Raw genomic sequence first — 22,264 nt, 5'->3', positions numbered from 1 at the left:
CATTACTGAGACTTGCGTGCGGCTTCCTTGATTGCCGAACCGGCTTTTTCAATATCCTTGCCTGCACCCTCAATGGTGCTGCAAGCGGTCAGTGCGCTGGCACCGGTGAGTACCAATAAAGCACCGAACAGCATGCCAAGTATTGTTTTGCGCATAGTGAATCCTCTTGCTGCAGTCTTGTTTATCATAGCGCCCCCAAGCCCCCTGCACCATGCAGGGACCTGACCATTGTGTCCAGGCTGACTATACTCAGGCTGAACGGTACCATGCTGGAGGCTCGATGCTCAGAATAAGACCCATCGACATGGATGACCATGCACTGCTGCAAACCGTGGCAACCGAGTCAGGCACGGGGTTCACCTCGTTGCCCAATGATGCTGAACTGCTGGCACAAAAAATCGAACGCTCGGTCGAGGCTCTGCGCAGCACGGAGAAAAAGCCGCTGCCGGTCACCTACCTGTTCGTAATGGAGGAAACCGGCACCGGCGAGGTACTCGGTACCTGTGGCGTCACCGCCGCTGTTGGTCTGGACGCACCCTGGTATCACTATCACATTGGTACCATTGTGCATGCGTCACACCAGTTCAATATCCACAACGAATTTCAGACCCTCTATCTGTGTAATGACTACACTGGCAGCAGCGAGCTGTGTTCGCTGTTCCTTCGACCGGATTACCGAGGCCGTGGCGGCGGCGGGTTGTTGTCGCGGTCCCGCTTTCTGTTCATGGCCGAACACCCGCAGCGCTTTGCCGATCGGATCATTGCCGAGATGCGCGGTTTTACCGATCAGCATGACAGAAACCCTTTTTGGGAGGGGCTGGGGCAGCACTTTTTCTCCATGCAGTACCAGCAGGCAGACTTCCTGACCGGTTCTGGCAATAAGGTGGTGATCGCCGAGTTGATGCCAAAGCACCCGATCTATATCCACCTGTTGCCTGAAGAGGCTCAGGCGGTAATCGGCCGGGTACACCCCAATACCGAACCGGCCTGCCGCCTGCTGCAATCTGAAGGCTTCCGTTATGAAAACTACGTGGATATTTTTGATGCTGGCCCGACACTGGCGGCCCGGCCGAACGAAGTACGGGCCATCCGTCGCAGCCGCCGAGCCGAAGTAGTCATTGATACGGCTCCGGTACCGCCTGATGCTCGCGATTTTCTGATCAGCAATACCCGTTGCCAGGGCTTTCGCTGTACTCAGGCACGCCTTAATCCCAGCCTTAACCGGGTCCGTGTCAGCCCAGAGTTGGCGGCCTGCCTGGAGGTAGAGGCTGGCGAAACTGTCAGGCTGGTCAGTTTGCCAGCACACTCAGGGGCAGGCGGATAATCAGCTCCAGACCTTCGTCCGGGTGATTGTGCGCCTGCAGCTCTCCGCCCAGTTGCACGATGGCTCGCTGAGCAATGCTCATCCCCAGCCCATAGCCCTCGCCATGCCCCCCACTGCCCCGCACAAAGGGCTCAAACAGTTTCGGCAGCAAGTCGGCACTGACACCCGGCCCCCGGTCTCGCAGCCGAATTTCGACCGTATCATTGTTAAGGCTGGCGCTGATCCTCAGTGCCGCCGTTTCCGGTGTATGCCTGAGTGCATTATCAATCCCGTTGTGCAGGGCCCTTTGCAGCAGCGAGCGTTGCAGGTGCAATTTCAGTTGCGGGGGCTGTACTGCGATCTGCACGGGACGGTCAGGCTGCCGAAAATGCACATCCGCAGCCAGTTCGGCAAACAGCGTCTCAACACTGAACACCTCTGTGTCAAAGTTGCTGTCTGCCTGCTGCAATCGGGTGTAGCCGACAATTTCCGCAATCAGTCCATCCAGGCGCTCACACTCACGGTTGATTCGACGTGACAGCGGGTTGTCATCGCCAAGGCGCTGTTCAGCCAGCCCTGCCGCAGCCTGCAGCCGGGCCAGGGGGGCCCGTAATTCATGTGACACGTCCTGCAACAGTCGTTGCTGGTTCAGTAGTGTCGTTTCAACATATTCCGCCATCTGATCAAACTCGCGACTCAGTTCACCGAGTTCATCTCGGCGCCGACTGAGTCGGTCATCGGCCCTGAGACTCAGGTCCTGTTGCCGGTGCAGGTTATGCACATGTCGACTCAACTGTCGGATCGGTCGAACCACCAGTGCACTCAACAACAGCCCGGAGAGTGAAGAAACTACCAGTATCAACCCCATCTGCAACGAAAACAGGCGTCCCAGCAGGCGGTCAGCGAATACCCCATCGGGAGGTCGTGGCACATGCACGCGGTACTCCCTCCCGGCGTCCGATGTCAGGTTGAACACATAAGCATCCGCCGGTGGCTCACGCCGCCAGGTTGTGATCGGTTGATCACTGCCCTGCGGATAGATCCACAACCGCACACGATGGTGGTCCCGCCCCTCTCGCAGCCAGCGTGGGTCATTCTCTTCATACCGCTCCAGCATCAGCTGCGCCTGACCCCGGGCACGCGCTTCCAGCACCTCCAGCCGATGCACCGAGTCCACCCGACTGCTGAGGTAAAGAAATACGCTGGTCATGCCGATTGCACTCACCAGCCAGATCACCAGAAACATTTTCCAGAACAGCTGCCGAAACCAGCCTTTGGCCAAGACCCGCGACAGGCCAGACTGCAGACGCTGAAAGAGGGTTGTCACAGCTCCTCCCGCACAAACTGGTAGCCCTGACCGCGTACTGTCTTGATCAGATCGCACTCTTCACCAAAGGCCGTCGCCAGTTTCTGTCGAACCCGACTGACGTGAACATCCATCGCCCGGTCATAGGCCGTCAACTTGCGGTGCAGTACCCGTTCTGTCAGCAGCTCCTTGCCCAGTACCTGTCCGGCGTTTTGCATCAGCAGTGCCAGCAGGTTGAATTCCGTGCTGGTCAACTCCAGCGCCTCATCATTGACTTTTACTTCACGCAGGCCCGGGTCCAGACAGATCCCCTGCATCGACAATACGTGTTGCGGCATACTGCCGGTCGCTGTGCTACCTTGGCTGCGCCGCAGAACAGCCCGTATGCGAGCCAGCAGTTCACGCGGATTGCAGGGTTTGGCCAGATAGTCATCGGCACCCATCTCCAAACCGACAATACGGTCGATATCATCGCCGCGCCCGGTCAGCATGATAACCGGCAGCTTGAATCGCGGTCGCATCTGCTGCAGCAGCTCCAGCCCACTCTGACCGGGCATCATGATATCGAGCACCATCAGGTCAGGCACGCCCTGCGCCAGCCTGGCCAGCGCCGCTTCGGCATCATGCACCGCCTCCAGTTCAAGGCCTTCGTGACTCAGGTAGTCCACCAGCAGCTCACACAACTCGATATCATCATCGACCAGCAATATCTGTTTTGACTGCATCATTCGGTCCTCCTGTTGGCATCATAATGCCCCCGCCCTGTCGGTTGGAAAAGCTTTACCCAACTTTACGCTTCAGGCACACAACTTTGCCTGTCACAGCGCCATACTGCAGCCATCTGAATGCAACAAGTGGAGAACAAACATGAAGACACGTTCCTTGATGACCAGCCTGATCGCCGGCTCTCTGGTGCTGGGCAGCAGTGTCGCGGTGTTTGCAGGCCAGAAGGGCAACTGTGACCGTGACAGCCGACAAGAGCAGCGGGCGGAAAAACGGCTTGAGCGAATGACCGAAAAGCTCGCGCTTACACCTGATCAGCAGGCCGCCATCAAGACACTGTGGCAGCAGCAGACCAGACCAGAACGTTCAGCGATGGCACGCAACGGGCTGCAAGGGCTGGATCCGAATGCCGATAACTATGACCGCCAGGTGCAGCAGCATATTGAGCAGGCACAGCAGCAGATGGCGAAGCACATGCAGGCTCGCGCTGATCACAAGGCAGCACTGTATGACATTCTGACCCCGGAACAGGAGCAGAAACTGGAGCAGATGCGTGATCGGAGTGATCGGAACAAGGGGATGTGGTATCACGGTCGGGGAGCTGAATAAGCCCCCCTGATCCGGGCGGAGCCGACTTCAGTCGGCGTTCGCTCCGAGCGTCGCCAGCGCCGCTTCGGCGCAGGCGATGTCCTCTGCCTGAGAGGCTCCCGATACACCCACGGCACCGACACATTCGCCATTGAGGATGATCGGCAGACCGCCACCCAACATCAGCAGATCAGGGTGGGTATCCAGTGCCGCCAGCAGATGTACATCATCCGCGTTGTTGTCACGGAAAAAGTTGCTTGGCACCTTGAAGCCGGCGGATGTTCTCGCCTTGCGCAGCGCCAGCAACGACGTCTGCGGCGGTGCATCGTTCAGGCTCAACTGCGCCAGCGGCTGGCCGGAACGCCCTACCAGAGCAATGCTCACATTCACGCCCAGCGCTTCGGCCTGCTCGGCAGCGGCCGCAACCGCCTTCAATGCCGCACGATAGTCCAGTGTTGCTCGGTTGACGGTCAGATTTTCGCTCATCATTGCTCTCCCGTACTGCGCTCAATCGACGCGCTCAAAGATCAGATCCCAGACACCATGCCCCAGTCGTTCGCCACGACTCTGGAATTTGGTGACGGGTCGCCACTGCGGCTGAGGCGAATACTGCCCTGCACCGGCAGCGTTGCGATATCCATCCGCTGCAGACATGACCTCCATCATGTGTTCGGCGTAGTTTTCCCAGTCCGTGGCCATGTGGAAACAGCCACCGACTTTCAGTTTCTGACGGATCTTCTGCGCAAATTCAGGCTGTACAATACGACGTTTGTGATGACGCTTTTTCGGCCAGGGGTCGGGGAAGAACAGCTGCAGTGTATCGAGACTGGCATCGGGGATACAGCGCTCCAGCACTTCAATCGCATCATCGCAATACACGCGAATATTGCTAAGCCCTTCTTCGGCCGCACGGGCCAGCAGGCGTCCCACGCCCGGTGGATGTACCTCAATACCGATAAAATCCTTTTCCGGCGCTCGGCGTGCCATTTCGATCAGGGAATCCCCCATGCCAAAGCCGATCTCCAGCACCACCGGTGCCTCGCGACCAAACACTTCGGCATAATCCAGGCGACCATCCGCCAGTTCAAGTCCGTAACGGGGCCAGTTCTGATCCAGTGAGCGCTGCTGACCTTCGGTCATGCGCCCGGCACGGACGACAAAGCTGCGCACGCGGCGCAGCGGTTTCTGCTCTTCAGTCATCTTGTATCTGTCTGTTGCGGGCGCCCCTACAGGCACCCGGATTCGGTATCAGTTGCTGATCACGCCATCCAGCGGTGATGAAGCACTGGCGTAGGCTCGACGCGGCATACGCACGGCCAGGTGAGCTTCACGACCGGCCTGCACCGCTTTCTGCATCGCTTTTGCCATCAGTATCGGGTTTTGTGCACCGGCAATGGCGGAGTTAACCAGCACACCGGCACAGCCCATTTCCATCGCCATGGCCGCTTCCGAAGGCGTACCGATGCCGGCATCGACCAGGATCGGCACCCGCGCCTCCTCCATGATCAGGCGAATGTTGTGCGGGTTCTGGATCCCCAGTCCAGAGCCGATCAGCGAGCCCAGCGGCATTACCGCCACACAGCCGATCTCTTCCAGGCGCTTTGCCACAATCGGGTCGTCGTTGGTGTAGACCATCACCTTGAAGCCATCATTGACCAGGGTTTCGGCCGCCTTCACCGTTTCGATGATGTTGGGGTAGAGGGTTTTCTGATCACCCAACACCTCCAGCTTGACCAGATCATGGCCGTCCAGCAGTTCACGGGCCAAACGACAAGTGCGAACGGCATCGTCAGCGGTATAGCAGCCTGCCGTATTGGGCAGCAGGGTGTAGCGTTCGGGGCTGATCACGTCGAGCAGGTTGGGCTCGTCCGGGTTCTGGCCCAGATTGGTGCGGCGTACGGCCATGGTGACGATATCGGCACCACTGGCGGCAATCGCCGCACCGGTTTCAGCCATATCCTTGTATTTGCCGGTACCAACCAGCAAACGGGAGTTGAAGGATTGTCCTGCAATGATCAGCGGATCGTTGTGTTCCAGTTCTGACATCATCTGTACCCTGATATGAAAATGGTTATGTACTGTGCCGTTGCAAGGTTATTGCATCAGCCGCCGCCGATCGCATGCACGATCTCGATCCGATCACCCGCCTTAAGTGGCGTATCCGCATGTGAGCTGCGTGGAATGATCTCCAGATTCAGCTCGATCGCGATACGCTTGCCACTTAGCTCCAGTTGAGCGACCAGATCACTCAGATTTGACTGTTCTGCCACCTCAAGCGGTTCACCGTTCACTTGAATCTGCATTGTTCTTACCCTGTTGATAGATCGAAAAGGCCAGTACCAGCCAACCGGCAATGAAGGCGCTGCCGCCAAGCGGTGTGATGGCTCCCAGCCAATGTACGCCGCTCAATGCCAGCACATACAGGCTGCCACTGAAGATCAGAATACCCAGCAGGAACAGCACAGCAGCCCAACGCAGACCTCGGCTATCATCTCGCTGCAACAACAGTCCTACCAGCAAGAGTGCGAACACATGGTAGAACTGGTACTGCACACCGATCTGAAACACCTCCAGTAAGCGCTCACTCAGCTGACTGCGCAGGCCATGTGCGGCAAAGGCTCCCAGTGCTACAGCCACGGCTCCCAGCACTGCAGCGATTGTCAGTGTAAAACGCGCGGACATCGGACTCTCCTGAGCAGGCATTATAACGGTTTGGCGCCACCTGCCTGAAATGAAAAAAGCCGCACAGCGGCGGCTTTAAGATGGACACGAAACCGGGGCTCATGCCTCCAGCATCGCACCGCGAATTTTCTTCATGGCATTTTTTTCCAGCTGGCGGATGCGCTCGGCCGACACACCATATTCAGCTGCCAGCTCATGCAGGGTGGCCTTTTCGTCAGCCAGCCAACGTCGAGCCAGAATATTGCGACTGCGCTCGTCCAACCCCTCCATGGCGCTCATCAGCCTGCGCTGGGACTCCTGCTCCCAGTTGGACTCTTCCAGCTGCATGGCAGGATCCGCCGAGTGGTCTTCCAGGTAAGCAGACGGGGCCAAGTAACGGCTGTCTTCATCCTCGCTTGCCAACGCGTCAAAGGCGGTGTCATTGGAGGCCATGCGGCCTTCCATCTGGCGTACTACCTTGGCATCAACACCCAGATCAGCTGCGATGGCATCCACTTCTTCGTTATTCATCCAGCTCAGTGACTTCTTCTGTGAGCGCAGATTGAAGAACAGTTTGCGCTGCGCTTTGGTGGTCGCCACTTTAACGATGCGCCAGTTGCGCAGGATGAACTCATGCATCTCGGCCTTGATCCAGTGCACCGCAAAGGACACCAGACGAACACCCATGGTGGGGTCGAAACGCTTCACGGCCTTCATCAGGCCCACATTGCCTTCCTGAACCAAGTCACCCAGCGGCAGACCGTAGCCGGAATAGCTGCGTGCAATGTGTACGACAAACCTCAGATGCGACATGACCAGCTGACGTGCCGCTTCAAGATCGCTCTGGTAATGGAGACGCTCCGCCAGCTCCCGTTCCTCATCTGCAGTGAGGATCGGAATCGCACTCACAGTCTGAACATAGGCATCGATATTACGGCCCGGTGACAGATGTTCAATAACTTGCAAGCTTGTGCCCATCTAGGAATGACCTCGCAAAATACGTTAATCCCAAGGATTGATTGCTCGTTACAGTGACCTTTTATAGCCACAAAAGTTCCACTGCGCCACTGTCACGAACAAACGACCGAAAAACTTAACGTGAAATGGCCCGTAGAGCAAGCCCCTCCAAGCCCCCCAGTGAAGGTATCAGCTTTCGCCCGGCTCGATCTCGTTCAGGTGACGCGTGACCGCAAGCCAAGACCCGGTGAGCCCCAGTAGTGCAGACGTTGCCAACAGGCTAAGCGTCCCAACCAGCCCCAGCCCGCTGATCTCAAATCGGTTCAGATAGAGGTCGGCCAGGGCCTGCGCCGGCTCGGTCAGCATCAGCAGCGCCATCTGCACCAACAGCCAGGCCAGCAAACCTCCGATCAGACCGTACCAGAAACCACTGTACAGGAAAGGCCGACGTACCCAGGCATCAGTCGCGCCGACCAGCTTGCTGACGATGATCTCGTCGCGGCGGCTCTCGATGGTCATGCGCACGGTATTGCCCACCACCAGCAGGACCGCCATTGCAAGCAGGCCGCCAAGGACATAGCTGCCACGCTTGGCCAGCGCGATGATCGCATTGAGGCGCTGCACCCACTCCATGTCCAGCTGGGCCTCATTCACGCCCGGCAGTGCCTGCAGCTCAGCCTGCAGCAGCGGCAGCTGGACCGGGTCACTGGAGAGGGGTGTCACCATGATCACCGCCGGCAGAGGATTGTGATCAAAATAGTCCAGAAGGTCGGCAAAGGCGGTATAACGGCGGAAGTCCTCCAGTCCCTTGTCTCGGCTGATCAATTCAACCGAGCTCAAATCATCCCGCAACAGCAGCTCACGGCTGAAGCTGTCGATCGACTGATCGCTCAGCTCAGTCTGCATGTACAGGGCGATGCGCGGCTCCGGATCCCAGCCCGAGGTCAGCGTCTGCAGGTTGCTCAGTGCCGTAAACAGAAACCCCGGCAGTGCCAGTGCAATCGCCAGTACCGCCAGTGTCATCAACGAAGCCACCGGTGTCTGTCGCAAACGCACCAGTGCCTGACGCGCTACAAGTGCATGATGGCGCCGCCAACTGCGGCTGCGATCGGCAAACTGAATACGGTGCTGCTGCGCACCGCGTCGAGGGGGCTGGGCCTGTGTTTCTTTTCTAGCCATCTGCCACCAGCCTGCCGTTTCTGAGTGTGAGCATGCGATGTTTCATCCGGTTGATCAGCGACAGATCATGGCTGGCAATCAGAACAGTGGTTCCCACCTGATTGAACTGGCCAAACAGGCGCATGATATCTTCCGACAGTTGTGGGTCCAGGTTACCGGTGGGCTCATCCGCCAGCAGCAGCCGGGGCTTGTGCACAATTGCACGGGCAATGCCCACTCGCTGCTGTTCACCGGTCGATAGCGTGATCGGATTGTGTTTTTCTCGTGCCAGTAACCCAACCTTGTCCAGTGCCGCCCTGACACGACGGGCCGCATCGGCGGGGTCATAGCCGCTGATCTGGAGCGGCAGCGCCACGTTGTCAAAGATCGAACGGTCAAACAGCAGGTGGTGATTCTGGAACACCACACCGATCTGGCGCCGCAGATAGGGGATCTGCGAGCGGTGCAGGCGGGACAGGTCCTGTTGTCCCACCCAGATCTGACCTCGACTGGGCCGCTCCATCAGCATGATCAACCTCAGCAGGGTGCTTTTGCCCGCCCCTGAGTGCCCAGTGAGAAACGCCATCTCGCCGGACTCCAGTTCGAAGTCCAGGTTGAGCAGGGCGTCCTGACCACTGGCATAGCGTTTGGAAACGTTACTGAACCGGATAGCTGCCATCGCGAAATCTCAATCGAACAAAGCGTGTACGAATTCGTCCGCTTCAAATGGGCGCAGATCATCGACCTGCTCACCCACGCCGATAAATCGAATCGGCAGGCCAAACTGCTTGGCGATGGCGAAGATGATGCCACCCTTGGCGGTACCATCAAGCTTGGTCAACGTGATACCGGTCACGCCCACCGACTCCTTAAACTGCTTGGCTTGGCTGATGGCGTTCTGACCAGTACCGGCATCCAGCACCAGCATCACTTCGTGCGGGGCATCAGGATCCAGTTTCTGCATGACGCGTACCACCTTCTGCAACTCTTGCATCAGGTTATCCTTGTTTTGCAGTCGACCCGCCGTATCTGCGATCAGCACATCGACTCCCTTGGACTGAGCGGACTGCAGCGCATCAAAGATCACTGACGCGGAATCGGCACCGGTGTGCTGAGCGACCACTGGAACATTGTTGCGCTCACCCCATACCTGCAGCTGCTCCACGGCAGCAGCACGGAAGGTATCGCCCGCGGCCAGCATCACCGACTTGCCTTCAGTCTGATATTTTTTCGCCAGCTTGCCGATGGTGGTGGTCTTGCCTACGCCATTGACACCAACCATCAGGATGACAGCCGGTTTCTTCTCTGGCAGACGCAACGGATGTTCAACACCACCGAGCAGGTCACCCAGTTCCTGCTTGAGCGCCTCTTTCAGGGCTTCGGCATCTTTCAACTGTTTGCGCTCGACGCGATCCGTCAGACGCTCGATGATTTCGGTGGTGGCTTCAACGCCGATATCCGCCATCAGAAGAGTGGTTTCGATCTCTTCCAGCAGGTCGTCATCAATTTCCTTGGCACCTAGAAACAGATCACCCAGCTGCTCGGTCAAGTTCGCTTTGGTACGGCTAAGGCCAGACTTGATGCGATCAAACAGGCGCTTTTTCTGCTGTTCAGGTGCTTCTGCCGCCAGCTTTGCTGCTTCGGCAGCCTCAGCGGCCTTCCGCTCCTGCTCGGCCTTTTCAGCCGCAGCAGCCTGACGCTCTTCTTCGGCCTGCATTTCCGCTTGCGCTTGCGCAGCCCGCTCAGCTGCCGCCTGGCGCTCGGCCTCGGCGGCGACTTCTGCAGCCTTCCAAGCAGCTTCTTCCGCCTGACGAGCCACTGCTTCAGCTTCCTGCTGACGCGCAACTTCACGTGCCTGTCGAGCCGCCTCCTCTTCTGCCTTGAGCGCCACCTCTGCAGCAGCCTGCTCTGCCTGCTGTTTGGCCTCCGCTTCGGCCTTCTCGGCCGCACGGCGCTCAGCCTCTGCAGCCGCCTCGGCAGCAGCCTGTTCTTTTGCTACCTGCTGTTCAGCCTTTTGACGCTCGGCCTTTTCAGCCGCTTCGGCCTCACGCTTCGCAACCTTCTCGGCTTCTGCCACTTCGGCGGCACGGGTCTCTTCAATCCTGCGCTGAGCATCCGCCTGAGCCTGCTGCTCCAGCCGTTGCGTGCGGCGTTTTGAAACCTGAGCAATCACCAGTACCAAAACGACCAGAAAAACCCCTGCAATCCAGGGCAAAGTGGCAGGGTCAAGACCGCGATCGGCCATCCAGGTGTAGAGCGCTTCCATAGTCTGTAATATCCACCGTAACAGCCCGTCTGACGGGCATGAATGAAACGAATCAACAAGGCTGGCTATCTTAGCACAGAGCCAACGCCGACAAACCCGGAGATGCATGATGGAAAGCAAATCCCGCCGTTCAGCCCTGTTAAGCCGGGGCCAGCTGCGACTGCTGATCTGGGTCCTGCCGGTTGTTATCCTGTTGCTGTCCCTGTTGGGACCAGAATCACAGCCAGAAGCTGTCATCAGTGCCGACTCGGATCGGCGTATCTATCAGCAGGTAATCCCACAGCAGACACTGTTCCGCCTGCACCTGATCGCTCCGCACCCACCCGCACTCGACGCCAGTACCCAGCTGCGACAGCGTCTGATCACACAGGCCTGCATCATGCGCCTGCAAAAACCGGATGAGCTGGGTGACTGGCTGTCAGCTCAGGGCTGGGAGGTACAGGTGCAGTCGAATGCCGGCTACCGGTTGCTGCAGCTGAAAAGCGGCAGACCCTTTGCCGATAGTGACGTGCGACAACTGCTGCAGCAACTGCAAACACCTCCCACAGTTGACTGGTCGGCGCTGTTGCAGCGTACCCAGGCCGAACAGTACATGATGAGGCAGAATGCAGAGGTCTGGCTGGCCAGTCCACCTTCAAGCAATGAGCACCTTTCGCTGGATCCGCTGGCTGATTATGCACGGCAGCTGCAGCCGTCAGGCTGGCGAATAACCCTGACCGGGCCTAAATACCAGTCATTGTCGTCCGTCATATTTGACCCGGCACCATCATCGGCACCCTTTGAGGATTTGATGCTGAGCCTGAAGCCGCTGCCGGTTACGCCAGCCGCAGACGCCCAGCTACAGCTGCACCGCTGGACCTTGCCTCAGGTGAAATCGATACAGGACTTCGCACAACTGCTGTTGGGGCGGGAGCTGGTTGTCCAGCCGCTTTCACGATGGTTGAAACAGCAACTGGCAGACGCACCCGCTCATCAGGCCGGGTACAGCCTGCGCTGGGAAGCGACTCAAAGCGGTGGGCTCGTGACATTACTGCTGCAAGGCGAACAGTGGCCCGAGATCCCTGCCTGGCTGCCACAGCAGCTACAGCAAGAAAATGTGGAAACAGCACGCCAGACCCTGCTGAAACAGCTGGAGGGCAATACTGGGCAGCAGCAATGGATGGACCTGCTGGCCCTGTATCAACTGCCTCCGGACAGCCTGCAGCGCTTGCCCGCACTACTGGAAACACTGGAATTGTCCGCCATGCAGCAGTGGTTGCAGTCACAGCTGCTGTCTGATTACTATCACACCCTCTCTCTGCCGCACTAAATTTCAAGGACTCTGCCCATGCCGCGCCGCAACAACCACCGCCCACAAAAAACCAGAGATACCGAGACATCCACGGTGCGTATCATTGGCGGTGAATGGCGCGGACGCAAACTGAGTTTTCCCGAAATAGAAGGCCTGAGGCCAACACCGGATCGAGTCAGAGAAACCCTGTTCAACTGGCTGCAGAGCTACCTGCCGGGGGCACGCTGCCTGGACCTTTTCAGCGGTAGCGGTGCGCTGGGTATCGAAGCTCTGTCTCGGGGTGCCGCCTCGGTAACCTTTGTGGATCAGGCCACGGAAGTGGTGAGTCAACTTAGAAGCAATATTAATCTGCTCAAGGCGCAAAACGCCGAGATCATCGCCGCCTCGGCTCTCGACTGGCTCGACAGGCGCCAGCCGGATCAGGAGCCCCGCTACGATCTGGTATTCATGGACCCGCCCTTTCACAAGGGGCTGGTGGCACCAATCTGTGAAATGCTGGAGCGTCGCAGCCTGCTGCGTGAAGAAGCGATGATTTATATTGAGACGGAAAAGTCGCTGGCGCTGGATACATTGCCGGCCAACTGGGTTTTACACCGGGAAAAAGCTGCCGGCCAGGTCGCCTATCGTCTATTTGTAAGGCAACCCAGCGAATAGCAGCTCTACCAGCTGCTCCCCCCGCACCTTGAGACCAAAGCGGCGACCGGTTCTTAACCACTCATGCAGCAAGCCGTTCATGGCCTGTTGCAGGGTGAAAGCAAGCTCGACAGGGTCTGGCTTTTTTCTGAGCTGCTTCTGCTTGCGCGCCTGTTTCAGAAATCGGCGCAGCTGGTCAAGCCACAGCTCGCGATTCTGTTCCAGAGAGTCAGACAAAGGCTGCAGGTCATTACACAGCACCACCGGCTGATAGAACACTCGATACAGGGCACATGCTTCGGCATCCTGCTCAAATCCGTCCAACACACCAAGCAGATAGAGTTTCAGGGCCGCCAGTGCATCCTGTTGCAGCGCCTGACACTGTTCCAGCCAGACCGGCTCGAACGGTAGCATCCAGGCATGGTGGATCTGCTGCAGCAGGTCAGCTCGATTGCGAAAATGCCAATACAAGGCTCCGTGGGTCACGCCCGCCACCTGTGCAATCTGCTTCAGGGTTGTGGCTTCAACCCCCTGCTCACTGAACAGCTTCAGCCCTGTTGCCAGCAGCAACTGCCGCGTCTGCTCCGCTTCTTCCCGAGTACGCCTGGCCATGGTCGTTGTACCGCTCCCTGACACTTTTACATTTGAGGGGGTATGGATAACAAGCTAACCTAAGTGTAGTCGTATTGGCACGCAAGCCGGTTACGAAGGGTTTAACAAAAGCGTCATAATTGACCCGGATTCATATAACCCTTAAAAATAAAAAGGTGAATTTTAATAACTTTTTTATTATCTCTCATTCCTCTAATCTATTTGTGTGCCCCCCGCAATTGGGCTAACATCCGCTCGAACAGTGTTGCCACATGATGCAAAGGTCAGCAACCGATATGAATACGGCGATCTATCCAGGCACCTTCGACCCGATCACCAATGGCCACTCCGATCTGGTCGGGCGCGCTTCGCGTCTGTTTGACCGGGTTGTGGTAGCTGTAGCCGCCAGCCCCAAGAAAAAGCCGTTGCTGTCTTTGGATGAGCGGGTTGAACTGGCCAAAACCGCGCTGTCCCACCTGCCCAATGTGGAGGTGATCGGCTTCGACTGTCTGCTGGCAAATCTGGTCCGCGATCAACAGGCCAACATTATCCTGCGCGGACTGCGAGCCGTATCCGACTTCGAATACGAGTTTCAGCTGGCCAATATGAACCGCAAGCTGGCCCCTCAGGCTGAAAGCCTGTTCCTGACACCGGCGGAGCATCTATCCTATATCTCCTCCACCTTGATCCGCGAGATTGCGGCACTGGGCGGCGATGTGGATCAGTTTGTACACCCGGCGGTTGCCAGTGCACTGAAGCAGCACCAGAGCCAGAAATAACGAACCTGTCAGAGCGAGTGAGGTAGCCAGTCATGGCATTGATGATTACTGACGAATGCATCAACTGTGATGTATGCGAGCCGGAATGCCCCAACGAGGCAATCTCTCCGGGTGATGAAATTTACGAAATCGACCCGGGCAAGTGCACAGAGTGTGTCGGTCACTATGACACGCCGCAGTGCGTTGAAGTATGCCCGGTTGACTGTATTCCGAAAGACCCGGACCACGTCGAAACCGAAGACATGCTGATGGACAAGTACCACAAACTGACCGGCAACTGAGGTCAGGTGCAGGGCGTGAATTCATACACGCCCGCAGCATTGTTTACAGCCGGATTTCGGTCCGGCTGAGTTCAAATTCCTGCTCCAGCCTTTCGCCGATTACGTTGTCCCCTTCCGCCAGCCAGTGTGCATACTGCATATGCAGGCAGCGTACCTTGTCCCACTGTGCAATACCGCCAATGCCATAGCGGGTATACAGCTCGGCAAGCCCCTTTTCCTCTATGCGCGCCCGATCTTCCGGTCGCATCAACGCCTGCCGACGCTCCACATAGCGCTGCTGCTGGGCGTGAAAGGCCTCGCGCAGTGCTTCATTCTGCTGTAGCTCTTCTTCAATCTGTTTGACCCAACCATTCGCCTCAATGCGACTGATCGCCACATCCAGGTCCTTCGAGCTGAGCCAGTAGAGCGTCGGGAAAGGGGTATCCCCCAGCAGGCTGCGCATCTGCAATACCAGTGGAATACCCTCGTCTGTCTGACAGGCGATCGCCTCAATCCCTCTAGGTGTGCGTCCGATCTGGCGCTCAATCAGCAGCAGCTGTTCCGGGGTCGGTTGCGTTCGGGTGGTATCAAACCTGTGCATAGTCTTCTCCGCTGCCCAGCCAGCGCCGGATCAGGCTTTCATTCAGTGCCGGCAACTGTTCAAGATCAGCTGCCAGCTGGTGTATTTTGGGCAACAGGTCGGCATCGCGCTGCAGGTCCGCAATGCGAAACTGCATCATGCCGGTCTGGCGCGTGCCCAGCACTTCGCCCGGCCCACGCAGTTCCAGGTCCTTCTCGGCGATACGAAAGCCGTCTGTGGTCTCACGCATCACGGCCAGCCGCTCGCGCCCCTGTTTTGACAGCGGCGCATGGTACATCAGGACACAGAAGCTTTCGACACTGCCACGCCCTACCCGTCCACGCAGCTGGTGCAACTGCGCCAGCCCCAGCCGTTCAGGATTTTCAATGATCATCAGGCTGGCGTTGGGCACATCCACACCCACCTCGATCACGGTGGTCGCCACCAAAAGATCCAGCTCGGCGGCCTTGAAGTGGGCCATAATCTCGGCCTTCTCGGCCGGCTTCATGCGACCGTGTACCAGCCCAATGCGCAACTGTGGCAGCGCTTCCTTAAGGCTCTCAGCCGCCACTTCCGCCGCCTGACACTGCAGAGCCTCCGACTCTTCAATCAGCGTGCAGACCCAGTAGGCCTGTCGCCCCTCTTCGCAGGCCTGACGCACCCGCTCGACCACTTGATCCCGGCGCGAGTCGGCAATCACCACGGTCTGAACCGGTGTGCGTCCCGGTGGCAGCTCATCAATGATGGAGCAGTCCAGATCAGCATAGGCGCTCATGGTCAGCGTGCGGGGAATGGGCGTTGCAGTCATGATCAATTGATGCGGACTGCGTTCGCCGTTACGCCCCTTTTCACGCAGACTGAGGCGCTGGTGTACGCCGAAACGGTGCTGCTCATCGATCACAACCACCCCCAGATCGGCAAACACCACCTCCTCCTGAAACAGGGCATGGGTGCCAACGGCGATCTGTGCTTCGCCGGTGCGAATGGCCGCCAGCTGCGCTTCGCGTGCCTTGCCTTTCACCTTGCCCGCCAGCCAGGCTACTCGAATCCCCAGTGGCTCCAGCCAATTGCTGAAATTCAGATGATGCTGTTCAGCCAGAATTTCGGTGGGCGCCATTACCGCCGCCTGCAAGCCGTTTTCCACCGCCTGCAGTGCCGCCAGCACGGCAACGACGGTCTTGCCGGAGCCGACATCACCCTGCACCAGACGCAGCATGGGAAGCGGTTTTTGCAGATCGCGGGCAACTTCTCTGGCCACTCGCAGCTGTGCCGCCGTGAGTGAAAACGGCAACTGATCAAGAAAGGGGCGACTCAACTCACCCGTAGCACGCAACAGAGGCGCCCCCTGTTGCTGCACCTGGCGACGTATTTTTTGCAGTGAAAGATGGTGCGCCAATAACTCCTCCAGTGCCAACCGACGCTGCGCGGGATGCTTACCTTCCAGTAACAATGCTTGATCCGCATCCACCGGAGGATGATGCAGATAGCGGATTGAGTGCTGTAGATCGGGCAGTTTCCAGCGCGATCGCAAGGCTTCAGGCAGCAGGTCATCCAGCCCCTCCCGCCCCATCCATTCCAGTGCCAATGTAATTAACGAACGGATACGGTTCTGTGTCATCCCTTCCGTCAGCGGATACACAGGCGTCAGGCTTTCAGCCATCCGCGCAGCACCTTCAGTTTTCAGCAGTTTGTATTCAGGGTGTACCATTTCCAGCCCGGCGGGGCCGGGACGTGCCTCACCAAAACAGACCAGTCGTTTACCTGTCGACAGGCTGTTTTTTTGCGCCGCATTGAAATGAAAAAACCGCAGCGTCAATGTGCCGGTACCATCCTGCAGCCGGCACAGCAGGCTGCGTCGACGCCCCTGTACAACATCTGCCGCACGAATCGTGCCTTCAACAACGCCTTCATCGCCAGGTCGCAATGAGCCGATCGGCAGAACGCGGGTACGGTCTTGATAGCGACTGGGCAGGTGTAGAATCAGGTCCTGCACCGTACGGATGCCCAGCCGCTCCAGCTTCAGCTCCAGCGCAGTACCGACGCCTTTCAGCTCAGTAACCGGCACACCGCCTGCCACACTCACGCTTTACCCTTGTCCTTGCTGACCTTGACGCTGCAATGATTAATTGCCTCAACCAGCACATCGATCGCCTGAGGTCTGGGGAAGCTGGCTCTCCAGGCCACTGCCACTGTGCGCATCGGCTGGGGCTGCTTGAAGGGTCTTACTTCGATCAGTTCTGTCGTGGGGTGGTTCTCGATCGCGGACAGCGGCAGCACACTGGTCCCAAGCCCAGACGCCACCATCATGCGAATGGTTTCCAGCGAGCTGCCTTCTGTAACCGTATGTTGATCATGAAACGACTGATTCAGCGTCGGACAGGCTTCCAGTACCTGATCACGGAAACAGTGCCCTTCGCCCAGCAACAGCATGCGAATTTCATTCATCTGCCGAGAGTCTATCTCCTGCTGTCCGGCCAGTTCATGCCCCTTGGGCATCACCATCATGAATGGCTCATCATACAGCGGGCGGGTGAGCACATCCGACTCATGAAACGGCAGCGCCACGATGATCGCATCCAGTTCACCGTTGCGAATTTTGGTACGCAGGTTTTCGGTGAAGTTTTCTTCGATATACAGCGGCATGTTGGGTGCCAGTCGCTGAATCTGCGGGATCAGCTGCGGAAACAGGTAGGGCCCGATGGTGTAGATGGCACCAATGCGCAGAGGACTGGCCAGCTGGTCCTTGCCTTCACGCGCCAGTTCTCGCACCGCTTCGGCCTGCTCCAAAACAGTCTGGGCCTGACGGACCACCTTCTCGCCCACCGGGGTCACCCGTACGGCATTCTTGCTGCGTTCGAACAGCGCAACCCCCAGTTCTTCCTCCAGCTTCTTGACTGCAATCGACAGTGTCGGCTGGCTGACAAAGCAGCGCTCGGCGGCATGACCGAAGTGCTGCTCCTGGGCCAGAGTGACAATATATCGAAGCTCCGTCAGCGTCATCGGCGCGTACCTCTGTTAGGATGAACGTAAATCAATGAGTCGGGGTAGTCATGCAGGAACAACGAGTGCTGATCGCGGGCTGTGGCGATGTCGGAACCCAGCTGGGGGTAAGGCTGAGTACGCAGGGAGCACAGGTGTTCGGGCTTCGCCGTACTATAAACCAGCTGCCCGCCGGCATCCATGGCATTGCCGCCGATATGACCGATCCGGCCACGCTGGACGAGCTGCCGACCTGTGACTGGCTGTTTTACACCGCTGCCGCCAAGAGTCGTGACCCCGACGTATATCGCCGTACCTATGTCGATGGATTGAAACATGTGCTGGATGCCTTGCCGACGCCCCCGCGCCACCTGTTCCTGACCAGCAGCAGCGGTGTGTATGCCCAGACCGAGCATGAGTGGGTAGATGAACAGTCCGTCACCGAGCCGGGTAACGAGAGCGGCCGCATACTGCTGGCCAGCGAACAGCTGGCCCTGAGCAGCGGCATACCCGCCACGGTGGTACGGTTCAGTGGCATTTACGGCCCTGGACGCAATCATCTGCAACGGCTGGTCGAATCGGGCATTGCGGCACCACAGGAGCCGGTGCATTACAGTAACCGCATTCACAGCGCGGACTGTGCCGGTGTACTTGAGCACTTGCTGCAGCTGGCAATGCAGGGGCAGACATTAAAACCGCTGTATCTGGCCAGTGATGACGCGCCCACACCGATACATGAGGTAATGGAGTGGCTTGCCGCTGAGTTGGGGGTCGAAACTCGTGAGCGGCAGGCGGTACGTCGCGGCGGCAGTAAGCGCTGCAGCAACCGCCGACTCAGGGCCAGCGGCTACCGCTTCCGCTATCCAGATTTTCGCAGCGGCTACACCGAGCTGCTGCGAAAGGCGTGATCAGACCGCCAGCTCATCAAGCAGCTTCTGCTGCGCACTGAAACGCTCTTCGCCCTCTTTCGGCTGCACAAGGGTGTAACTGCCATCCGAGTGCAGCTCCCAGGCCTGGGCGTTGTCCTGCAGGTAGTAGTCCAGCTCCTTGCGGATGCGCTCGGCGTTCTTGCCAAACAGCTCGAAGCCGGTTTCCACTCGGTTGAGCATGTTGCGCTCCATCCAGTCGGCGCTTGAACCGATCACCACCGGCTTGCCGCCATCATTGGCAAACCAGTAGATGCGGGTGTGCTCCAGAAAGCGACCGATGATGGAACGTACCCGGATGTTCTCGGAGATCCCTTCCAGCCCCGGGCGCAGGCGGCACATGCCACGGATGATCAGATCAATCTGCACACCGGCCTGTGACGCCTCGTACAGGGCACGGATCAGTTTGGGTTCGGTCAGACCGTTCACCTTGATGATGATGTGCCCCTGCTTGCCCGCCTTGACGTTGCGAATCTCGTTCTGAATCAGTTCCAGCATCTTGGCGTGCAGCGTGAACGGCGCGTTGTACAGCTTCTGCAGCTTCTGGATCTTGCCCATGCCGGTGAGCTGCTGGAAGATCTTGTGAACGTCCTCGCCCACTTCGTTGTCGGCGGTCATGTAGCTGTAGTCGGTGTAGAGCCGCGCGGTTCCAGAGTGGTAGTTGCCTGTGCCGAGGTGGCAGTAGCGCACCAGTTCGCTGCCTTCGCGGCGCACGATCAGCATCATCTTGGCGTGAGTCTTGTAGCCCACCACACCGTACACCACCAGACAGCCCGCTTCCTGCAGACGGCTGGCCAGCTGCAGGTTGCTCTCCTCATCGAACCGCGCCCGCAGTTCGATCACCACCGTCACTTCCTTGCCATTGCGTGCCGCTTCCACCAGCGCGTTGACGATGTCGGACTTGACCCCGGTACGGTACAGGGTCTGCTTGATCGCAATCACGTCGTTGTCTTTCGCCGCCTGACGCAGCAGGTCCACCACCGGAGTAAAGGACTGGAACGGATGCAGCAGCAGCTGGTCGTTCTTGCGCAGTGCGCTGAAGATGTCTTCGTTGTTCTTCAGCTTGTTGGGCAGGTTTGGAGTGAAACTCTTCCAGCGCAGCTCTGGGCGCTCCACCAGATCCCGTACCGCCATCAAGCGTGTCAGGTTGACCGGCCCGTTAACACGATAGACGTGGCTGTCCGGAAGGTTGAACTCTGCCTGCAGAAAGCTGATCAGGCTCTCGGGCGTACGGCTGTCTACTTCCAGCCGTACTGCATCACCGAACTTGCGCGAGTGCAACTCACCGCGCAGGGCACGGGCCAAATCTTCGATCTCCTCGAAGTCGAAGCTGAGGTCGGCGTTACGGGTGATACGGAACTGGTAGCAGCCATCCACCTTCATCCCCGGGAACAGCTCTTCGGCAAACTCATGGATAATCGATGACAGGAAGATCAGATTGTCACCGCCATCACAGAGCTCGTCCGGCAGACGAATCAGGCGCGGCAACGAGCGCGGAGCGGGAATGATCGCCATGCCGGTCTCACGGCCGAACGCGTCCTTGCCATCCAGCTCAACGATGAAGTTTAGGCTCTTGTTTACCAAGCGCGGGAAGGGGTGCGAGGGGTCCAGCCCAATTGGGCTGATCACCGGCACGATTTTCTCTTCAAAGTAGTCCCGCACCCAGGACAACTGTTCCGCCGTCCAGTCACTACGGCGGCGGAAGTGGATATTTTCTGCTTCCAGAGCCGGAAACATTATGTCGTTCAGAATCTTGTATTGCCGCTCAATATTGATGGCACAGATCTCGGCAATCTTGTCGAGCACCCTCTGCGGGTGCATTGCATCCGGCCCCACCGCCTCACGGCCATACTTGAGCTGTCGCAACTGCTCCGCCACCCGAATTTCGAAAAACTCATCCAGGTTACTGGAGAAGATCAGCAGGAACATCAACCGTTCCAGCAACGGATAGCTTTCATCCAGCGCCTGTTCCAGAACACGCACGTTGAACTGCAGATGACTCAACTCTCGGTTGATGTACAGCTCGGGCGCTTTCAGGTCGACTGGCAGCTCTTCGATCGGATCGATGGTCGGCAGTATCTCCCGGCTCTCCAGCAGGGCTGCGGTGGCTTCGCTCTGCTCCAGCGTCACAGTCACATCCTGACTGATATCATTCATTGCACTTTCTCCCGGGTTGATACTGTCGTCCATTCGTTCCACTCGTTGGTTTAGCGCTGCAGCAACTCGGCAGCCCTGACCGCAAAATAGGTCAGAATACCATCGGCACCTGCGCGTTTGATGCATGTCAGGCTCTCCAGAATCACCGACTCCTCGTCGAGCCAGCCATTCTGGAACGCCGCCATGTGCATGGCGTACTCGCCACTGACCTGATAGACAAAGGTCGGCACTTTCAGTTCGGTTTTCACACGGTGCACGATATCCAGGTAGGGCATCCCCGGCTTAACCATCACCATATCGGCCCCTTCGGCCAGATCCATCGCAACCTCGTGCAGTGCCTCATCGCTGTTGGCTGGATCCATCTGGTAACTGAATTTGTTTCCCTTGCCCAGATTGCCTGCCGAGCCCACCGCATCGCGGAAGGGGCCATAGTAGGCACTCGCATACTTGGCAGAATAGGCCATAATGCGAGTATTAACGAAGCCGTTACTTTCCAGCTCATCACGGATTACGCCGATACGGCCATCCATCATGTCACTGGGGGCCACCACATCGGCACCTGCTTCGGCGTGGGACCGAGCCTGCTGCACCAGTGTGTCCACGGTACGGTCGTTAAGTACATAGCCAGTCTCGTCGATGATGCCGTCCTGGCCGTGGGTGGTATACGGATCCAACGCCACATCGGTCATAATACCCAGTTCCGGTACGGCGGCTTTCAGGGCACGCACCGCACGCTGTACCAACCCGTCTGGGCTGTAGGCTTCCTCGGCAAACTCGCTCTTGGCTTCGGCCGGCGTAACCGGAAACAGCGCCAGCATTGGAATACCCAGCTGATGCCAGTATTTTGCCTTTTCCACCAGCAGATCGATGCTGTAGCGCTCCACACCCGGCATCGACGACACCGCTTCCACCTGGTTCTCGCCTTCCAGCACGAAGACTGGATAGATCAGATCATCGGTGGTGAGGACATTTTCACGCATCAGACGACGCGAGAATTCGTCGGCGCGCATTCGGCGCATGCGGGTTTCAGGGTAGAAACGCTGACTGTTGGTAAAAGCCACGGCTCGATTCCTTTTTCAGGTGCATTGGACGACAAAAAGATGACA

At 58.1% G+C, this 22,264-nt stretch carries 25 protein-coding genes; 7 read left to right on the top strand and 18 right to left on the bottom strand.

The genetic code is table 11. From position 1 onward, the window contains the following. Positions 1-2 precede the first annotated feature (2 nt). Positions 3-155 (bottom strand): entericidin A/B family lipoprotein, encoded by a 153-nt coding sequence (locus tag ABIE61_RS06945; protein ID WP_242530056.1) that lies wholly within the window; start codon positions 153-155, stop codon positions 3-5. 125 nt (positions 156-280) lie between these two features. Here ABIE61_RS06945 and astA point away from each other — a divergent pair, with 125 nt between their 5' ends. Beyond that, positions 281-1,324 carry an arginine N-succinyltransferase gene (gene astA / locus ABIE61_RS06940; protein ID WP_354407953.1) on the top strand — a complete coding sequence of 348 codons (1,044 nt, stop codon included), beginning with the start codon at positions 281-283 and terminating at the stop codon, positions 1,322-1,324. On the opposite strand, the gene ABIE61_RS06935 is transcribed toward astA, so the two are convergent. Together ABIE61_RS06935 and ABIE61_RS06930 are read right to left on the bottom strand one after the other, a co-directional pair. Beyond that, the gene (locus ABIE61_RS06935) at positions 1,290-2,630 is read right to left on the bottom strand and encodes a sensor histidine kinase (protein ID WP_354407950.1); all 1,341 of its coding nucleotides are present in this window, start codon (positions 2,628-2,630) and stop codon (positions 1,290-1,292) included. The two genes, astA and ABIE61_RS06935, sit on opposite strands and share 35 nt — an antisense overlap. Continuing rightward, positions 2,627-3,337 (bottom strand): response regulator transcription factor, encoded by a 711-nt coding sequence (locus ABIE61_RS06930; RefSeq protein WP_354407949.1) that lies wholly within the window; start codon positions 3,335-3,337, stop codon positions 2,627-2,629. The genes ABIE61_RS06935 and ABIE61_RS06930 overlap by 4 nt, the downstream gene beginning before the upstream one ends. Before the next feature lie 139 nt (positions 3,338-3,476). On the opposite strand from ABIE61_RS06930, the gene ABIE61_RS06925 reads away from it, so the two are divergent. After that, entirely contained in the window at positions 3,477-3,941 is a 465-nt protein-coding gene (locus tag ABIE61_RS06925; RefSeq protein WP_354407946.1) for a Spy/CpxP family protein refolding chaperone, read from the top strand. 27 nt (positions 3,942-3,968) lie between these two features. On the opposite strand, the gene ABIE61_RS06920 is transcribed toward ABIE61_RS06925, so the two are convergent. The 9 genes from ABIE61_RS06920 to ftsY form a co-directional block, all read right to left on the bottom strand. Then, positions 3,969-4,406: a GlcG/HbpS family heme-binding protein gene (locus tag ABIE61_RS06920; protein ID WP_354407943.1), complete on the bottom strand. Its 438-nt coding sequence runs from the start codon at positions 4,404-4,406 to the stop codon at positions 3,969-3,971. Positions 4,407-4,427: 21 nt separating this feature from the next. Next, positions 4,428-5,120: a tRNA (guanosine(46)-N7)-methyltransferase TrmB gene (gene trmB / locus ABIE61_RS06915; RefSeq protein WP_354407941.1), complete on the bottom strand. Its 693-nt coding sequence runs from the start codon at positions 5,118-5,120 to the stop codon at positions 4,428-4,430. 48 nt (positions 5,121-5,168) lie between these two features. Beyond that, the gene (locus ABIE61_RS06910; protein WP_354407939.1) at positions 5,169-5,966 is read right to left on the bottom strand and encodes a thiazole synthase; all 798 of its coding nucleotides are present in this window, start codon (positions 5,964-5,966) and stop codon (positions 5,169-5,171) included. A 56-nt stretch (positions 5,967-6,022) separates the two neighbouring features. Next, entirely contained in the window at positions 6,023-6,223 is a 201-nt protein-coding gene (thiS, locus tag ABIE61_RS06905) for a sulfur carrier protein ThiS (protein ID WP_091826150.1), read from the bottom strand. Beyond that, on the bottom strand, positions 6,201-6,602 hold the full coding sequence (locus ABIE61_RS06900) for a DUF423 domain-containing protein (protein ID WP_354407936.1): 402 nt from the start codon (positions 6,600-6,602) through the stop codon (positions 6,201-6,203). The genes thiS and ABIE61_RS06900 overlap by 23 nt, the downstream gene beginning before the upstream one ends. A gap of 99 nt (positions 6,603-6,701) precedes the next feature. Further along, positions 6,702-7,559: an RNA polymerase sigma factor RpoH gene (gene rpoH / locus ABIE61_RS06895; protein WP_091826154.1), complete on the bottom strand. Its 858-nt coding sequence runs from the start codon at positions 7,557-7,559 to the stop codon at positions 6,702-6,704. Positions 7,560-7,727: 168 nt separating this feature from the next. Continuing rightward, entirely contained in the window at positions 7,728-8,717 is a 990-nt protein-coding gene (ftsX, locus tag ABIE61_RS06890; protein ID WP_354407934.1) for a permease-like cell division protein FtsX, read from the bottom strand. Next, on the bottom strand, positions 8,710-9,375 hold the full coding sequence (gene ftsE, locus ABIE61_RS06885) for a cell division ATP-binding protein FtsE (RefSeq protein WP_091826158.1): 666 nt from the start codon (positions 9,373-9,375) through the stop codon (positions 8,710-8,712). Before ftsE ends, ftsX begins: the two co-directional genes overlap by 8 nt. A 9-nt stretch (positions 9,376-9,384) precedes the next feature. Further along, positions 9,385-10,962, bottom strand: a complete 1,578-nt coding sequence (gene ftsY / locus ABIE61_RS06880; protein ID WP_354407931.1) for a signal recognition particle-docking protein FtsY — start codon at positions 10,960-10,962, stop codon at positions 9,385-9,387. 109 nt (positions 10,963-11,071) lie between these two features. On the opposite strand from ftsY, the gene ABIE61_RS06875 reads away from it, so the two are divergent. Next, positions 11,072-12,271: a hypothetical protein gene (locus ABIE61_RS06875; protein WP_354407929.1), complete on the top strand. Its 1,200-nt coding sequence runs from the start codon at positions 11,072-11,074 to the stop codon at positions 12,269-12,271. 18 nt (positions 12,272-12,289) lie between these two features. Then, complete coding sequence (gene rsmD / locus ABIE61_RS06870; RefSeq protein ID WP_354407926.1) at positions 12,290-12,907, top strand: 16S rRNA (guanine(966)-N(2))-methyltransferase RsmD; 618 nt, start codon at positions 12,290-12,292, stop codon at positions 12,905-12,907. Here the strand turns inward: rsmD and ABIE61_RS06865 are convergent. Further along, entirely contained in the window at positions 12,881-13,498 is a 618-nt protein-coding gene (locus tag ABIE61_RS06865) for a TetR family transcriptional regulator (protein WP_354407923.1), read from the bottom strand. The genes rsmD and ABIE61_RS06865 overlap by 27 nt on opposite strands. A 275-nt stretch (positions 13,499-13,773) precedes the next feature. Here ABIE61_RS06865 and coaD point away from each other — a divergent pair, with 275 nt between their 5' ends. Both coaD and ABIE61_RS06855 read left to right on the top strand, forming a co-directional pair. After that, positions 13,774-14,256 (top strand): pantetheine-phosphate adenylyltransferase, encoded by a 483-nt coding sequence (coaD, locus tag ABIE61_RS06860; RefSeq protein WP_091826165.1) that lies wholly within the window; start codon positions 13,774-13,776, stop codon positions 14,254-14,256. Between the two features lie 32 nt (positions 14,257-14,288). Further along, positions 14,289-14,537 (top strand): YfhL family 4Fe-4S dicluster ferredoxin, encoded by a 249-nt coding sequence (locus ABIE61_RS06855; RefSeq protein WP_091826167.1) that lies wholly within the window; start codon positions 14,289-14,291, stop codon positions 14,535-14,537. A 43-nt stretch (positions 14,538-14,580) separates the two neighbouring features. Here ABIE61_RS06855 and ABIE61_RS06850 read toward each other — a convergent pair whose 3' ends face one another. The 3 genes from ABIE61_RS06850 to ABIE61_RS06840 are packed head-to-tail and all read right to left on the bottom strand — an operon-like array spanning position 14,581 to position 18,096. Further along, a complete protein-coding gene (locus ABIE61_RS06850; RefSeq protein ID WP_354407919.1) occupies positions 14,581-15,117 on the bottom strand; it encodes a DUF501 domain-containing protein in 537 nt (178 codons plus the stop codon). Further along, positions 15,104-17,179, bottom strand: coding sequence for an ATP-dependent DNA helicase RecG (gene recG, locus ABIE61_RS06845; protein WP_354407917.1), 2,076 nt, complete (start codon positions 17,177-17,179; stop codon positions 15,104-15,106). Before recG ends, ABIE61_RS06850 begins: the two co-directional genes overlap by 14 nt. Next, complete coding sequence (locus tag ABIE61_RS06840; protein ID WP_091826171.1) at positions 17,176-18,096, bottom strand: hydrogen peroxide-inducible genes activator; 921 nt, start codon at positions 18,094-18,096, stop codon at positions 17,176-17,178. The genes recG and ABIE61_RS06840 overlap by 4 nt, the downstream gene beginning before the upstream one ends. 50 nt (positions 18,097-18,146) lie before the next feature. Here ABIE61_RS06840 and ABIE61_RS06835 point away from each other — a divergent pair, with 50 nt between their 5' ends. After that, positions 18,147-18,983 (top strand): SDR family oxidoreductase, encoded by an 837-nt coding sequence (locus ABIE61_RS06835; RefSeq protein WP_354407914.1) that lies wholly within the window; start codon positions 18,147-18,149, stop codon positions 18,981-18,983. Here ABIE61_RS06835 and ppk1 read toward each other — a convergent pair whose 3' ends face one another. Both ppk1 and hemB read right to left on the bottom strand, forming a co-directional pair. Continuing rightward, positions 18,984-21,158, bottom strand: coding sequence for a polyphosphate kinase 1 (gene ppk1, locus ABIE61_RS06830; RefSeq protein WP_354407911.1), 2,175 nt, complete (start codon positions 21,156-21,158; stop codon positions 18,984-18,986). 50 nt (positions 21,159-21,208) lie between these two features. Continuing rightward, positions 21,209-22,219, bottom strand: a complete 1,011-nt coding sequence (gene hemB, locus ABIE61_RS06825; protein ID WP_354407908.1) for a porphobilinogen synthase — start codon at positions 22,217-22,219, stop codon at positions 21,209-21,211. Between the last annotated feature and the right edge of the window lie 45 nt (positions 22,220-22,264).

Source organism: Marinobacterium sp. MBR-111 (assembly GCF_040547585.1).
Taxonomy (GTDB): domain Bacteria; phylum Pseudomonadota; class Gammaproteobacteria; order Pseudomonadales; family Balneatricaceae; genus Marinobacterium; species Marinobacterium iners.
This window is presented reverse-complemented; position numbering and strand designations above follow the sequence as displayed.

Bases quoted from the DNA above. Each gene is read 5' to 3' on its own strand.
- ABIE61_RS06945 (WP_242530056.1), bottom strand. From the start codon at position 155: ATGCGCAAAACAATACTTGGCATGCTGTTCGGTGCTTTATTGGTACTC.
- astA (WP_354407953.1), top strand. From the start codon at position 281: ATGCTCAGAATAAGACCCATCGACATGGATGACCATGCACTGCTGCAA.
- ABIE61_RS06930 (WP_354407949.1), bottom strand. From the start codon at position 3,337: ATGATGCAGTCAAAACAGATATTGCTGGTCGATGATGATATCGAGTTG.
- ABIE61_RS06925 (WP_354407946.1), top strand. From the start codon at position 3,477: ATGAAGACACGTTCCTTGATGACCAGCCTGATCGCCGGCTCTCTGGTG.
- ABIE61_RS06920 (WP_354407943.1), bottom strand. From the start codon at position 4,406: ATGAGCGAAAATCTGACCGTCAACCGAGCAACACTGGACTATCGTGCG.
- trmB (WP_354407941.1), bottom strand. From the start codon at position 5,120: ATGACTGAAGAGCAGAAACCGCTGCGCCGCGTGCGCAGCTTTGTCGTC.
- ABIE61_RS06910 (WP_354407939.1), bottom strand. From the start codon at position 5,966: ATGTCAGAACTGGAACACAACGATCCGCTGATCATTGCAGGACAATCC.
- thiS (WP_091826150.1), bottom strand. From the start codon at position 6,223: ATGCAGATTCAAGTGAACGGTGAACCGCTTGAGGTGGCAGAACAGTCA.
- ABIE61_RS06900 (WP_354407936.1), bottom strand. From the start codon at position 6,602: ATGTCCGCGCGTTTTACACTGACAATCGCTGCAGTGCTGGGAGCCGTG.
- rpoH (WP_091826154.1), bottom strand. From the start codon at position 7,559: ATGGGCACAAGCTTGCAAGTTATTGAACATCTGTCACCGGGCCGTAAT.
- ftsX (WP_354407934.1), bottom strand. From the start codon at position 8,717: ATGGCTAGAAAAGAAACACAGGCCCAGCCCCCTCGACGCGGTGCGCAG.
- ftsE (WP_091826158.1), bottom strand. From the start codon at position 9,375: ATGGCAGCTATCCGGTTCAGTAACGTTTCCAAACGCTATGCCAGTGGT.
- ftsY (WP_354407931.1), bottom strand. From the start codon at position 10,962: ATGGAAGCGCTCTACACCTGGATGGCCGATCGCGGTCTTGACCCTGCC.
- ABIE61_RS06875 (WP_354407929.1), top strand. From the start codon at position 11,072: ATGGAAAGCAAATCCCGCCGTTCAGCCCTGTTAAGCCGGGGCCAGCTG.
- rsmD (WP_354407926.1), top strand. From the start codon at position 12,290: ATGCCGCGCCGCAACAACCACCGCCCACAAAAAACCAGAGATACCGAG.
- ABIE61_RS06865 (WP_354407923.1), bottom strand. From the start codon at position 13,498: ATGGCCAGGCGTACTCGGGAAGAAGCGGAGCAGACGCGGCAGTTGCTG.
- coaD (WP_091826165.1), top strand. From the start codon at position 13,774: ATGAATACGGCGATCTATCCAGGCACCTTCGACCCGATCACCAATGGC.
- ABIE61_RS06855 (WP_091826167.1), top strand. From the start codon at position 14,289: ATGGCATTGATGATTACTGACGAATGCATCAACTGTGATGTATGCGAG.
- ABIE61_RS06850 (WP_354407919.1), bottom strand. From the start codon at position 15,117: ATGCACAGGTTTGATACCACCCGAACGCAACCGACCCCGGAACAGCTG.
- ABIE61_RS06840 (WP_091826171.1), bottom strand. From the start codon at position 18,096: ATGACGCTGACGGAGCTTCGATATATTGTCACTCTGGCCCAGGAGCAG.
- ABIE61_RS06835 (WP_354407914.1), top strand. From the start codon at position 18,147: ATGCAGGAACAACGAGTGCTGATCGCGGGCTGTGGCGATGTCGGAACC.
- ppk1 (WP_354407911.1), bottom strand. From the start codon at position 21,158: ATGAATGATATCAGTCAGGATGTGACTGTGACGCTGGAGCAGAGCGAA.